Source organism: Paenibacillus algorifonticola, from assembly GCF_050481745.1.
Classification (GTDB): domain Bacteria; phylum Bacillota; class Bacilli; order Paenibacillales; family Paenibacillaceae; genus Pristimantibacillus; species Pristimantibacillus algorifonticola_A.
On sequence record NZ_JBCNGR010000027.1, the window covers coordinates 1 to 13,482 of the forward strand.

The window sequence follows — 13,482 nt, forward strand, 5'->3', positions numbered from 1 at the left end:
CCGGGTTTCTTTTGTTATGCGCCCACAATAATGCGGGGCAATTAGAGTTTCTCAATAACCTTGTCAACAAGGCCGTATTCACAAGCTTCTGCTGCGCTCATGAAATAGTCGCGATCGGTATCTTTCTCCACACGCTCAAGCGGCTGGCCTGTGCGCTCGGACAGGATGCCATTCAAGTGGTCGCGCATTTTGATAATACGGCGAGCGCGAATTTCGATATCGCTCGCCTGGCCTTCAGCGCCGCCCAGCGGCTGGTGAATCATAACCTCACTGTTCGGAAGCGCGTAACGCTTGCCTTTGGCGCCTGCTGCAAGCAGGAAAGCGCCCATCGATGCTGCCATACCTACACAAATGGTGGATACGTCAGGCTTGATGTATTGCATCGTATCATAGATAGCCATACCCGAGGTGATGGAACCGCCAGGGCTGTTAATGTAAAGGGAGATGTCTTTCTCAGGGTCATCTGCTGTCAGAAACAGCATCTGTGCGATGATGGAGTTGGCTACAACGTCATTGACGCCCGAGCCCAAGAAGATAATACGATCCTTCAATAACCGGGAATAGATGTCATAGGAGCGCTCTCCGCGATTAGTTTGCTCAATAACCATAGGGACGAAATTCATATCCTGTAAACCTCCTCCGAAAAATAACAAGATTGATATTGCCGTAACATCATAATAGCGGATGAAACGTTAAAAGTCAAAGATAGTCAGACAAATCAGATTTTTCTCTATCGCATGCCTTTTTGCAGCTGAAAAACGATATAAAAAAACCACCCTTTCATCAGGGTGGCCACATACTACGCTTCATAAACACGATTGCACGATGTATGTCATTATTGATAAATCAGAACGCGCCCGCTAGGAATCGAACCTAGATCTCAGGCTCCGGAGGCCTACGTCATATCCATTGGACCACGGGCGCATGTATAAAAGTAACAGCAAGATTTAGTATATGTTAAATGTGAATAGAAATCAAGCCAGCTATTAAAAATAAATTTGATAAAATCGTGTCAGTAAACGGTTTCAAATGAAATTGTTGACTTGAAATGTTAGATCAAGTTCGGTAAAATAGAGGTGGGACTTAAAATGAAAGTATGGGACGTTTTTGGTCCACCACTATGCATGAGTATTGGTTTCGCTTAACTTAGTACGGGTGGAGTGAATAATTAGAAGATGCGCCAGATGATTGAATTGCAGCAGCAGCTTCTGCCAGATTTGCTCGACGTGATGAGGAAGCGCTACAGGATACTGCACCAGGTTATGCTCTCTGATCTCATCGGCCGCAGAACGCTTGCGACAACGCTCGGCATGACGGAGAGGGTGCTGAGAGCAGAAACGGACTTTCTAAAGTCACAGGGCTTGCTTGAAATTCATGCTTCCGGCATGAGAATCAGCGAACCTGGAAAAGAATTGCTGCAACAGTTTGAACCTTTTGTGCAAACGATTTTCGGCTTAACGGAGCTTGAGGAGAAGATCAGAAGCTATTTTGGGCTGAGTCAGGTTGTTGTTGTGGCTGGCGATTCTGATGTATCCACGCAGACGAAGCGGGAGCTCGGCAGAGCAGGGGGACAGGTGCTGCGCAAAGCGATGGAGCAAGGCGACGTCATTGCCGTCACAGGCGGTACGACGACCGCTCAGGTAGCCAATCAGCTTTCAGCCGAAGCGCCGCTTAAAACCAATTGGTTCGTGCCTGCAAGAGGCGGACTTGGTGAAAGCGTCGATTACCAGGCGAATACGATTGCTTCCACCATGGCCAAGCGAACAGGTGCCAATTATCGGCTGCTTCACGTTCCTGATCATCTTGGTGAGGAAGCTTATGCTCCCATTATGCAGGAACCGAATATCCAGGACATTATAGAAGTGATCCGCAGGGCGCGTATTGTCGTGCACGGCATCGGAGACGCTATGGTGATGGCTCGACGCAGAAAGCTCGATGAGGCAACGATGCAGGGTATTGAAGCTGAAGGGGCGCTTGCTGAAGCGTACGGTTTTTATTTTGATCGCAGCGGGCAAGTGGTTCACAAGATGCCGACGGTAGGATTGCGGCTTGAGGATATTGTGAAGACTGAAGTAGTTATCGGGGTAGCCGGAGGCAAAAGCAAAGGCGAAGCGATCGCTGCAGTTATGCGTTTTGGACACAATGATGTGTTAGTTACCGATGAGGCAGCTGCATTAGAAATCATTGCAATTATTGAAGGCTCAGCTCCATAAAAATATAAGAATTTATAAGTTTTATTCTTATATCCGCTTAGAATTCTAAGGCAAAGCTCTTTGCTCGTTCTAGAAGGACGACGAAGTCGTTTTTGCTTGGCAAGTGATCTTGATGCTTCGCGCGCCGGGCGAGATAATGGCATCCGGCATGCGAAATGTCTTGAAATATATTTTTTATCCCAAAACACTCTAGGAGGAAACAACAATGGTTAAAGTAGGTATTAACGGATTTGGTCGTATTGGTCGTAACGTATTCCGCGCAGCTCTGAACAACGCTGATGTAGAAATCGTAGCAGTAAACGATTTGACAGACACAGCTACACTGGCTCACCTTTTGAAATATGATACAACTCACGGTACTCTTGATGCTACAGTTGAAGCTAAAGAAGGCGCGATCGTAGTTAACGGCCGCGAAATCAAAGTTTTCGCTGAGCGCAACCCTGAGAACCTGGCTTGGGCTTCTGTAGGCGCTGAAATCGTTGTTGAATCCACTGGTATTTTCACAGCTAAAGAAAAAGCTGAGCTTCACCTTAAAGGCGGCGCTAAAAAAGTTATCATCTCCGCTCCTGCTACTAACGAAGATATCACTGTCGTTATCGGCGTTAACGAAGACAAATACGATGCAGCTTCCCACACAATCATCTCCAACGCTTCTTGCACAACGAACTGTCTTGCTCCGTTTGCAAAAGTATTGAACGATAAATTCGGCATCGTTAAAGGTATGATGACAACGATCCACTCGTACACAAATGACCAATCCGTTCTGGATGTACCGCACAAAGACCTTCGTCGTGCTCGTGCAGCTGCTGAGAACATCATTCCTTCATCCACTGGCGCTGCTAAAGCAGTATCGCTTGTACTTCCTGAGCTGAAAGGCAAATTGAACGGTATGGCTATGCGTGTTCCTACACCTAACGTTTCCGTAACTGACCTGGTAGCTGAACTGAAAGTTAACGTAACAGTTGAAGAAGTTAATGCTGCTCTGAAAGAAGCTTCCGAAGGCGCACTTAAAGGCATCTTGAACTACAACGAGCTTCCGCTTGTTTCCAGCGACTACAACCATGACCCTGCTTCCTCCACAATCGACGGCTTGTCGACTATGGTTGTTGAAGGCAACATGGTAAAAGTTATTTCTTGGTACGACAACGAGTGGGGCTACTCGAACCGCGTAGTTGATCTCGCTGCTTATATCGCAAGCAAAGGTCTGTAAGAACAAGGGAAATATCCCCCACAATTACATGGAACGCTTTACGTCCCAGGCCGGTCTTGCACCGGCCCTTGGGATACGCTTAATCCGCGGCGCTCCCGGGGCATCGTATGCGATTCAAGCGAAACCTTAACAGGAGCGCGATTTTTGTCAACACGACAAAGCGCCGCTTCAGGTTCGCGAGCCTTCTGGCCGCGAGCCAAGAGGGAGCGTTCCTTCTTTTGATAAAGAGGGAACGCTTCTTTTGTTTGAATATAGAAAGTGTTAAGCTTTGCACGCTAATATCAGGAGGTTACATTCATGGCTAAAAAAAGTGTTCGTGACGTAGAAGTAGCAGGCAAACGGGTATTCGTACGCGTCGATTTCAATGTACCGCTCGAAGATGGTAAAATTACCGATGACAAGCGTATCCGTGAGACGCTTCCTACGATTAACTTCTTGATCGAAAAAGGCGCGAAGGTTATTTTGGCAAGCCACTTGGGCCGCCCGAACGGTGAAGTTGTAGAAGAGCTTCGCCACACAGCATCGGCAGCACGCCTGTCCGAGCTGCTTGGCAAACCGGTAGTAAAAGCAGACGAGTCGATCGGTGAAAATGTTAAAGCGCAAATCGCGGCTTTGAACGCTGGCGATGTATTGCTGCTTGAAAACGTACGTTTCCATGCGGGCGAAGAGAAAAACGATCCTGAGCTGGCGAAAGCTTTCGCTGAGCTTGCTGATCTTTACGTGAATGATGCTTTCGGAGCTGCGCACCGTGCTCACGCTTCGACTGAAGGCATTGCGCACCACCTGCCGGCTGTTTCCGGTCTATTGATGGAGAGAGAGCTTGATGTTCTTGGCAAAGCGCTGAACAACCCTGAGCGTCCTTTCACAGCAATCGTAGGCGGTTCGAAGGTTAAGGACAAAATCGACGTTATCAACAAAATGATTGAAATTGCCGACAACATCATTATCGGTGGCGGCTTGTCCTACACATTCTTCAAAGCACAAGGCCATGAAATCGGCAAATCGCTCGTTGATAACTCGAAGCTTGACCTGGCGCTTGAGTTCATCGAGAAAGCGAAAAAGTTGGGCAAAAACTTCCTCATTCCGGTTGATATCGTAGTAGCTGATGATTTCAGCAAAAACGCCAACACGCAAATCGTTGACGTTGACGGCATTCCAGCTGAATGGGAAGGCATCGACATCGGTCCTAAGACGCGTGAAATTTACGCAGAAACGATCAAAAACTCCAAGCTGATTGTTTGGAACGGACCAATGGGCGTATTCGAAATCGAGCCATTCTCCCATGGTACACAAGCAGTAGCGAAAGCATGTGCAGAAACAGCTGGCTACACCGTTATCGGTGGCGGCGACTCGGCTGCAGCGGCTGAGAAATTCGGTCTGGCTGACAAAATGGACCATATTTCCACTGGCGGCGGCGCTTCCCTGGAATTCATGGAAGGCAAAGTATTGCCTGGCGTTGAAGCACTTAACGATAAATAAGCAACCGATACAGTACAGGAGGGTATATATATGAGCAGAAAACCAATTATTGCAGGCAACTGGAAAATGTTCAAAACGGTTTCTGAAGCGGCTTCCTTCTTCGCAGACGTGAAAGGCAAAGCAGAGGTTGATGGCGTAGAGAGCGTGATCTGCGCGCCATTCACGGCACTTCCTTCTCTTGTTGAAGCAGCTAAAGGAACAACGATCGCGATTGGCGCACAAAATCTTCACTTCGAGGACAATGGCGCATTCACAGGTGAAATCAGCGGCGTGATGCTGAAAGACTTGGGCGTAAAATATGTCATTATCGGCCACTCCGAGCGTCGTGCTTATTTTGCTGAGACAGACGAAATCGTTAGCAAAAAAGTACATGCAGCATTCAAGCATGATCTGACTCCTATCGTATGTGTAGGCGAGAAGCTTGAAGAGCGCGAAGCTGGCGAAACGAAAAATGTGTGCAGCGTGCAAACGGTAGCGGCATTCCAAGGCTTGTCCGCAGCTCAAGCAGCTGAAGTCGTTGTTGCTTATGAGCCGATCTGGGCGATTGGCACTGGCAAATCTTCAACTTCTGAAGATGCACAGGACGTTATCGGTTATATCCGCAGCGTCATTGCAGGTCTTTATGACGATGCTACAGCAGCAGCGGTTCGTATCCAATACGGCGGCAGCGTTAAGCCTAACAATGTTGCTGAATATATGGGTCAGCAAGATATCGACGGCGCGCTTGTAGGCGGAGCTAGCCTTGAGCCTGCTTCCTATATCGCACTGATCGAGGGGGCCAAGTAAGATGGCTGCTCCAGTTGCATTAATTATTCTTGACGGCTTTGGTCTGCGCGATGACGTGACAGGCAATGCAGTTGCCCAAGCGAAAAAGCCTAACTACGACCGTTACTGGTCGACTTACCCTCATACGCAGCTGACCGCGAGCGGTGAAGCGGTAGGCTTGCCAGATGGACAAATGGGCAACTCCGAGGTTGGCCATTTGAACATCGGCGCAGGCCGCATCGTGTATCAGGATTTGACTCGCATTAGCAAGTCGATCCGCGATGGCGAGTTTTTCGACAACGAAACGCTGCTCGGCGCTGTGCGTCATGCAAAAGCAAATAGCAAGAAGCTACATCTTTACGGCCTGCTGTCTGATGGAGGCGTACACAGCCACATTGCGCATTTGTTTGCTCTGCTTGATCTGGCGAAGAAGGAAGGCCTGGAAGATGTTTATATCCATGCATTTCTTGATGGCCGCGATGTTGCCCCGGATAGCGCAAAAGGCTACATGGAACAGCTTCTCGCGAAGATCGAAGAGGTTGGCGTAGGCCATGTTGCAACGGTGCAGGGACGTTATTATGCGATGGACCGCGACAAACGCTGGGAGCGGGTAGAGAAGTCTTACCGCGCCATGGTGTATGGAGAAGGCCCGCAATATAACGATCCGCTCAAGGCGATAGTTGAATCGTACGAGAAATCCGTTTATGATGAATTTGTTATGCCAACGGTTATCGTGGGCGAAGATGGCAAACCGGTTGGTCTTGTCGAGTCGGAAGATGCGGTTATTTTCTTCAATTTCCGTCCTGACCGTGCGATTCAACTGGGACAAGTATTTACGAATGAAGATTTCCGCGGTTTTGAACGTGGGGAGCATGCTCCGAAAAATCTATATTTCGTATGCTTAACGCTGTTCAGCGAAACGATTGGCGGCTTTGTCGCTTATTCGCCGAAAAACCTTGATAATACGCTTGGTGAAGTGCTTGTGCAAAACGGCAAGAAGCAGCTTCGCATTGCGGAAACGGAAAAGTATCCGCATGTTACGTTCTTCTTCAGCGGCGGCCGCGATCATGAACTGCCGGGCGAGACTCGCGTTCTGATTAATTCGCCTAAAGTAGCGACTTATGATCTGCAACCAGAAATGAGCGCTTATGAGGTAGCGGCAGCTGCAGTCAGCGAGATTGAAGCAGATAAGCATGATGCGATTATCTTGAATTTTGCCAATCCCGATATGGTAGGTCATTCCGGCATGCTGGAGCCGACAATCAAAGCGGTGGAAGCAACGGATGCATGCTTGGGCCAAGTCGTTGAAGCTGTCCTTGCTAAAGGCGGCGTATGTATTATTACAGCTGACCATGGTAATGCCGATATGGTATTTGATGCAAATGGACGTCCTTTCACAGCGCACACAACCAACCCGGTGCCATGCATTGTGACGGTTGCTGGAGCAACGCTGCGTGAAGGCGGAATTTTGGCAGACCTTGCACCGACGGTGCTTGATTTGATGCAGCTTTCCAAGCCGGCAGAAATGACGGGCATTTCCCTGATTCAGAAGTAACAACTATCATTAAACTAAGAGGAGTGTTCAAACATGTCTATTATCGTTGACGTATATGCACGCGAAGTATTGGATTCCCGCGGTAATCCAACAGTAGAAGTAGAAGTATCCCTAGAGTCCGGCGGCCAAGGCCGCGCTATCGTTCCATCCGGCGCATCCACTGGCGCATACGAAGCGGTTGAGCTTCGTGATGGCGACAAAGGCCGTTACCTTGGTAAAGGCGTAGAAAAAGCAGTAGATAACGTTAATACGATTATCGCTCCTGAAATCATTGGTCTGGACGCTCTTGATCAAGTAGCTATCGACCGCAAAATGATCGAGCTTGACGGTACGCCGAACAAAGCAAAGCTGGGCGCTAATGCGATTCTTGCTGTATCGATGGCTGTAGCTCGCGCTGCTGCTGATGCACTGAACGTATCCCTGTACACTTACCTGGGCGGATTCAACGCTAAAGTTCTGCCAGTTCCAATGATGAACATCATCAACGGCGGCGAGCACGCGGACAACAACATCGACGTACAAGAGTTCATGGTTCTGCCAGTTGGCGCTCCAACGTTCAAAGAAGCTCTTCGTATCGGCGCTGAAATTTTCCACAGCCTGAAATCGGTTCTGAAAAACAAAGGCCTGAACACAGCTGTAGGCGACGAAGGCGGCTTTGCTCCTAACCTTGGTTCGAACGAAGAAGCAATCACTACAATCATTTCCGCTATCGAGAGTGCAGGCTACAAGCCAGGCGTTGACGTATTCCTCGGTATGGACGTAGCTTCGACTGAATTCTTCAAAGATGGCAAATACCACCTGGAAGGCGAAGGAAAATCCTTCACGCCTGCTGAATTCGTTGACCTGCTTGCTTCCTGGGTCGATAAATACCCAATCATCACAATCGAAGACGGCTGCTCCGAGGACGATTGGGATGGCTGGAAATTGCTTACTGAAAAATTGGGCGACAAAGTTCAACTCGTTGGTGACGACCTGTTCGTTACAAACACGGAGCGTCTGTCCGACGGTATCGACAAAGGCGTGGGCAACTCAATCCTGGTTAAAGTTAACCAAATCGGTTCCCTTACTGAAACTTTCGACGCAATCGAAATGGCGAAACGCGCTGGTTACACAGCGGTTATCTCCCACCGTTCCGGCGAAAGCGAAGACAGCACAATCGCTGACATCGCAGTTGCAACAAACGCTGGCCAAATCAAAACAGGTGCTCCATCCCGTACGGACCGCGTAGCGAAGTACAACCAATTGCTTCGTATCGAGGACCAACTGGGTGCTACAGCTCAATACGCTGGTAAATCCGCATTCTACAATCTCAAAAACTTTAAATAAGCTTAAACCAATGACAGCTTGCTCATTTTGATCGGCCAGTACCTTGGCCTTTTCTAAATGAGCAAGTATCCATGCGAATAAGCTTTTATGCACTTATGTACTTAAAAAATCCCTGCCCACAAATATTGTGGAGCAGGGATTTTTGGTATGTAAAAAGGGTGTGGAGGGCTGATGAAAAGGCAAGTGGAGTAAAAGGGCCCAGGTGGAGAAGCGGAGCGTTCGCATTTGTCTTTGGAAATCTACTGCTAAAGCAGTTATTGTTCAAAGATTTCCAAAGGCAACAGCGATCGAATCCCAACCCTTTTACGCAGCGCAGATCCTGTTCATCAGCCTTCCACTATCGCCGTACCGTCTTACGACCAACAGCCAACTCCACACGATGCACAATAATGTAGACAACCAACAAACCAATAGCAAGCAATAATGAGCCTTCCGAATACTGCTGAAACAGCCGAACCGACCAGCCATCATCCCCTATAATCCAATAAGCAATAAAATTAGAAACGGCAATACCATCCTCCAATGAGGGAATCAGACTGTACAAATAATTTTGTGAAAGACCTATTGCAGCTATGAGCGTTAGGATGACGGAAATGAAGACACCTTTGGAGTAAATGTATAAGGCGCCCGCTTTTTTGAGAACAATCATGGTTAGGATAATCCCGGCTAAACAAATGATAATAAACATAGCAGTATCCCCCTCTGCATAAGTAGTGCGCGAATCCATGCACGTTTTTTGAAATATAGGAAAGGAAATGATTTCGCCATCCTTTCTCTATATTTCCCGGACTGAAATGCGCTGTGCCGCCAGAGAACGGCGACAGCCGTTTCACCTTGGTTACCTCTAATGACGAGCCTATTTTATAAATGGTTGCTGGATTTGAGCAGAAAAGGAGGTGTTATTTTATGGATAAACAAGTGCTGAGCCTGCAAATGTACTCATTGCGGGATATTACAGAAAGCGATCTATTGGGATCGCTGGACAAAGTAGCGGAGATCGGCTATAAGGCGGTCGAATTCGGGGGGTATTTTCATGCGCCGGCAAGAAGGCTGAAAGAACGTTTGGAATCACTGGGGCTTGTGGCGCCGTCCGCTCATATACCGCTTAATTTTGAAAATTTTAAAAAAATTCCTTCAGACTTCGAGAAGCAGGTTGAATATGCGAATGAGCTGGGGCTGCTATATATGGTTGTGCCATGGGTTCCTGTACCTGAGGTGCCGAAAATGGACGATATAAAATATTTGGCAGAAATTCTGGAACGATGTGCTTGGCAAGCGAAGCAGCAGGGCATTAAGCTATGCCTGCATAACCACGATGCGGATTGGAAAAAGGTTGAAGGCAAGCCGCTATATGTCCACCTGCTGGAGCTTGTACCCAGTGATTTAATGGAAGCAGAGCTGGATTTAGGCTGGATTTACATGGCGGGTTATGATCCTGCTGAATATGTGAGGTATTATTCGGATCGGCTGCCGCTCGTCCATTTTAAAGATTTTCAGGAGGGGCGCAAGGATACAGAGCTTGGGAGAGGAGATGTCGGCTATACCGAGCTGTATGAGGTGGTCAAGCAATCGGGAGTAAAATATATCATTATTGAGCAGCAGCAGTTTACGGAAACGTCGCTGAAAAGCGCAGAGATGAGCTTTCATTTTATGCAAAGGCTTATGCAAGGTCCGCAGCCAGTCAAGGGATAGCCGTAGCAGGAAATGTTAGGGTTAAACAGCAAAGTGTTGTTTTCAGTAAAACGCTGTGATACAATCAATTTATATGTTTTAATGGAGCTCCTATGCTGGAGGTGGATTGAATGGATATAGCTTTGAAAATTTTACTGGTTATTTTTTCGGTTGGCCTGATTGCAGTCGTATTGCTGCAAAAAGGTAAAAGCGCGGGATTGTCCGGAGCTATTAGTGGTGGCGCTGAGCATTTGTTCGGCAAACAGAAAGCGCGTGGCTTGGATTTGTTCCTGCAGCGTTTGACGATTGCACTGGCTGTTGGATTTTTCGTCCTGTCGCTCATTGTTGCTTACGTCGTACAACAGTAATATTCTGTCTTGGTTGTGAAAAGTGGGGGAGCTTCCTCCACTTTTTTTGTTTTTTCGTTGTTTCGCGGATGCGATTGGGTAATTTCGTGTATACTAAATGATATATAATAATCTATCAACCGGTTGCAAGTGCTGATAGAATGGCCTCCGGTATATGAGGTGACGAGGAAACTAATGACACAAGAGCAGGAATTGCTTGATTTTATGCGGGAGACCGCTTATAAACCGATGACTTATCAGGAGCTGGAGCAGCATTTCGGCGTGATGGAGGCTGCTGATTTTAAAGCTTTTTTACAGCTGCTTACCCACCTGGAGGATAGCGGAAAAATCCTTCGTACGAGCAATGACCGTTACGGCGTTCCGGAACGGATGAATTTGCTGCGCGGAAAATTGCAGGTGCATGCGAAAGGCTTCGCGTTCCTGCTGCCTGACGACAAAGAGCATCCTGACATTTATATTCATGCTAATGACCAGCTCAGCGCGATGAACGGCGACATTGTTCTAGCGCGTGTGACGTCCAAGAGCCAAGCAGGAGGCCGCCTTGAGGGCGAGGTTGTCCGCATTGTGCAGAGAGCGGTTACACAGGTAGTCGGCACTTTCGAAAGTCATGAAGTGTATGCCTTTGTTGTGCCGGATGACAAACGGATTAACCGTGACATTTTCATCGCCAAAAATGAATTTAAAGGCGCCGTATCCGGTCAAAAGGTTGTCGTCCGCATTGTGACCTATCCGGAAGGCCGTTCAGCGGCACAAGGAGAAATTATAGAAATTCTCGGGCATAAGGATGATCCGGGCATCGATATTTTATCGATTATCCGCAAGCATCAGCTGCCGGAAGGCTTTCCGGAAGAGGTGGATGCAGAGGCGGAAGCAGCGCCGGATTCCATAACGGAGGAAGAAATTATTCAGCAGGGACGTCGTGACCTGAGGGATGAGGTCATCGTAACGATTGATGGCGAGGATGCCAAGGATCTCGATGACGCCGTACATGTGAAGGTGCTGGATAACGGTAATTATTTGTTGGGCGTCCATATCGCGGACGTGGGCTATTATGTGCGTGAAAACTCCGAGCTGGATCAGGAAGCTTTCCGCAGAGGCTGCAGCGTTTATTTGGTGGACCGGGTTATTCCCATGCTGCCGCATCGCTTGTCGAACGGCATTTGCTCGCTCAATCCACAGGTGGATCGGCTGACGCTTTCCTGCGAGATGGAGTTTGATGCCAAAACGCTGAAACGTGTGCGCCATGATGTGTTTACGAGTGTGATTCGGACGAAGGAGCGCATGACGTATACGAATGTGCGCAAGCTGCTCACTGCAAACGAAGAGGAGCCGCAGACCGAGCTGAAGGAGCGCTACGCCGATTTGCTGGATATGTTCACGCTAATGGAGCAGCTGGCGATGAAGCTTCGCAAGCAGCGGATGAAGCGGGGCGCGATTGATTTTGATTTTCAGGAATCGAAGGTCATCGTAGATGAGCAGGGCAAGGCTGTCGATATTGTGAAAAGGGATCGTTCCGTCGCGGAGCAGATCATTGAGGAATTTATGCTTGTAGCTAATGAGACGGTTGCCGAGCATTTTCACTGGCTGCGCGTACCTTTCCTATATCGGATTCATGAGGACCCGGATCAGGAGAAGCTGATGCATTTCATGCAGTTTGCCGCTAACTTCGGTTATGTGGTGAAGGGCAAAGGCAACTCGGTCCATCCGCGTGCGCTGCAAATGCTATTGGAGGAAATCAAAGGCGCGAAGGAAGAAACGGTTATTTCCACTGTGATGCTTCGCTCGATGAAGCAGGCGAAATATGATGCGCAAAGCTTGGGACATTTCGGGCTGGCCGCGGAATTTTATTCGCATTTCACTTCGCCTATTCGCCGGTATCCGGATTTGGTGATTCACCGCGTCATTCGTGAGGTGCTGGAAGGCGGCGGAGCGCTCAGCGAGAAGCGCAATGAGGCGCTGACTGCCCGCATGCCGGATATTGCGCAGCATTCGTCTGAGCGCGAGCGAGTAGCTGCTGATGCGGAGCGTGACACCGAGCAGATGAAAAAATGCGAATTCATGCTGGATAAAATCGGCGAGGAATTCGATGGCATCATCAGCAGCGTTACGAGCTTTGGGATGTTTGTCGAGCTGGATAATACAGTGGAGGGGCTTATTCGTCTGAGCGATTTGACGGATGATTATTATCACTTCCAAGAGCAGCATATGGTGCTCATCGGCGAACGGACCTCCAAGGTATACCGGATTGGCGATGAGGTGAAAATCCGCATTGGCAATGTGAATATGAATGACCATACGATTGATTTTGAAATGGTCGATATGAAGCCTCGCAGCGGTTTTAAAGGTATCGCTGATGCCGGGTTCGGCGCTTCGCGCGGCGGTCGTGGGCGCAGTGGCGGCTTTAACAAAGGCGGACGCAGCAGCGGTGTCGGTGCGGGCACCAGCACTAGAGCGAAGGGCGATAGTACCGCTGCTGGCAGCAAAGGCGCAAATGGCGGCTACGGTGGCTTTAAAGGCAAGGGCGGCAAAGCGGGCGATGGAGCGCAAGGCTCTGGAGCAGGCAACGCAGGGAGAGGCGCTAGAGCTGGGAATGAAGGGCATGGCGCAAGAGCTGGGAAAAGCGGTAAAGCAGCGAACAGCGGTAGAACAAGGGATGGCGGCCAGCAAAGTAGCGGCTTGGCCGGAAATGGACAGAACCCGTGGCAGCAGGATGGTGCTGCTGTTGGGGCGCGTCGACGCGGCAAGCGTGACGACCTTGGTGCGGGGCAGCGGCCGGGTGGCGATGATACCGCGCCGGGGTTGTCGGACGCGCTAAGCCGTCCGGCAGGAGAGAGCCAGCGCCAGGATGGCGGCGCTGGTGAGGAGCAGCTGTGGTGGAACTCAGCTGCTCAGGCC

At 49.1% G+C, this 13,482-nt stretch carries 11 protein-coding genes and 1 tRNA gene; 9 read left to right on the plus strand and 3 right to left on the minus strand.

All coding sequences use genetic code 11. The features are described 5' to 3' along the window. Positions 1-41: 41 nt before the first annotated feature. On the minus strand, positions 42-623 hold the full coding sequence (gene clpP, locus ABEW34_RS21400) for an ATP-dependent Clp endopeptidase proteolytic subunit ClpP (protein WP_430161329.1): 582 nt from the start codon (positions 621-623) through the stop codon (positions 42-44). A 229-nt stretch (positions 624-852) separates the two neighbouring features. Then, a tRNA-Arg gene (locus ABEW34_RS21405) sits at positions 853-924 on the minus strand. Positions 925-1,175: 251 nt separating this feature from the next. Between ABEW34_RS21405 and ABEW34_RS21410 the strand changes: the two genes are divergently transcribed. The 6 genes from ABEW34_RS21410 to eno all read left to right on the plus strand — a co-directional run bounded on the left by ABEW34_RS21410 (position 1,176) and on the right by eno (position 8,548). Beyond that, positions 1,176-2,213 carry a sugar-binding transcriptional regulator gene (locus tag ABEW34_RS21410; RefSeq protein WP_430161330.1) on the plus strand — a complete coding sequence of 346 codons (1,038 nt, stop codon included), beginning with the start codon at positions 1,176-1,178 and terminating at the stop codon, positions 2,211-2,213. Positions 2,214-2,418: 205 nt separating this feature from the next. Next, positions 2,419-3,423, plus strand: a complete 1,005-nt coding sequence (gene gap, locus ABEW34_RS21415; RefSeq protein WP_430161331.1) for a type I glyceraldehyde-3-phosphate dehydrogenase — start codon at positions 2,419-2,421, stop codon at positions 3,421-3,423. 297 nt (positions 3,424-3,720) lie between these two features. Further along, complete coding sequence (locus tag ABEW34_RS21420; RefSeq protein ID WP_430161332.1) at positions 3,721-4,902, plus strand: phosphoglycerate kinase; 1,182 nt, start codon at positions 3,721-3,723, stop codon at positions 4,900-4,902. A gap of 30 nt (positions 4,903-4,932) precedes the next feature. Beyond that, entirely contained in the window at positions 4,933-5,688 is a 756-nt protein-coding gene (gene tpiA, locus ABEW34_RS21425; RefSeq protein WP_430161333.1) for a triose-phosphate isomerase, read from the plus strand. Position 5,689: 1 nt separating this feature from the next. Next, positions 5,690-7,222, plus strand: coding sequence for a 2,3-bisphosphoglycerate-independent phosphoglycerate mutase (gene gpmI, locus ABEW34_RS21430; protein WP_056032479.1), 1,533 nt, complete (start codon positions 5,690-5,692; stop codon positions 7,220-7,222). 33 nt (positions 7,223-7,255) lie between these two features. Then, positions 7,256-8,548, plus strand: coding sequence for a phosphopyruvate hydratase (gene eno, locus ABEW34_RS21435; protein WP_046234101.1), 1,293 nt, complete (start codon positions 7,256-7,258; stop codon positions 8,546-8,548). 337 nt (positions 8,549-8,885) lie between these two features. On the opposite strand, the gene ABEW34_RS21440 is transcribed toward eno, so the two are convergent. After that, positions 8,886-9,236, minus strand: a complete 351-nt coding sequence (locus ABEW34_RS21440) for a hypothetical protein (protein ID WP_430161334.1) — start codon at positions 9,234-9,236, stop codon at positions 8,886-8,888. Positions 9,237-9,454: 218 nt separating this feature from the next. On the opposite strand from ABEW34_RS21440, the gene ABEW34_RS21445 reads away from it, so the two are divergent. The 3 genes from ABEW34_RS21445 to rnr all read left to right on the plus strand — a co-directional run. Beyond that, positions 9,455-10,240 carry a sugar phosphate isomerase/epimerase family protein gene (locus ABEW34_RS21445; protein ID WP_430161335.1) on the plus strand — a complete coding sequence of 262 codons (786 nt, stop codon included), beginning with the start codon at positions 9,455-9,457 and terminating at the stop codon, positions 10,238-10,240. A gap of 110 nt (positions 10,241-10,350) precedes the next feature. Continuing rightward, entirely contained in the window at positions 10,351-10,587 is a 237-nt protein-coding gene (gene secG / locus ABEW34_RS21450) for a preprotein translocase subunit SecG (RefSeq protein ID WP_338554051.1), read from the plus strand. A 174-nt stretch (positions 10,588-10,761) separates the two neighbouring features. Continuing rightward, positions 10,762-13,482 (plus strand): ribonuclease R (rnr, locus tag ABEW34_RS21455; RefSeq protein WP_430161336.1); only part of this gene is annotated, 2,721 nt, incomplete at its 3' end.

Excerpts from the sequence above, each read along its gene's own strand:
- ABEW34_RS21420 (WP_430161332.1), top strand. The coding sequence starts at position 3,721 with ATGGCTAAAAAAAGTGTTCGTGACGTAGAAGTAGCAGGCAAACGGGTA.
- gap (WP_430161331.1), top strand. The coding sequence starts at position 2,419 with ATGGTTAAAGTAGGTATTAACGGATTTGGTCGTATTGGTCGTAACGTA.
- secG (WP_338554051.1), top strand. The coding sequence starts at position 10,351 with ATGGATATAGCTTTGAAAATTTTACTGGTTATTTTTTCGGTTGGCCTG.
- tpiA (WP_430161333.1), top strand. The coding sequence starts at position 4,933 with ATGAGCAGAAAACCAATTATTGCAGGCAACTGGAAAATGTTCAAAACG.
- ABEW34_RS21440 (WP_430161334.1), bottom strand. The coding sequence starts at position 9,236 with ATGTTTATTATCATTTGTTTAGCCGGGATTATCCTAACCATGATTGTT.
- ABEW34_RS21410 (WP_430161330.1), top strand. The coding sequence starts at position 1,176 with ATGCGCCAGATGATTGAATTGCAGCAGCAGCTTCTGCCAGATTTGCTC.
- gpmI (WP_056032479.1), top strand. The coding sequence starts at position 5,690 with ATGGCTGCTCCAGTTGCATTAATTATTCTTGACGGCTTTGGTCTGCGC.
- clpP (WP_430161329.1), bottom strand. The coding sequence starts at position 623 with ATGAATTTCGTCCCTATGGTTATTGAGCAAACTAATCGCGGAGAGCGC.
- eno (WP_046234101.1), top strand. The coding sequence starts at position 7,256 with ATGTCTATTATCGTTGACGTATATGCACGCGAAGTATTGGATTCCCGC.
- ABEW34_RS21445 (WP_430161335.1), top strand. The coding sequence starts at position 9,455 with ATGGATAAACAAGTGCTGAGCCTGCAAATGTACTCATTGCGGGATATT.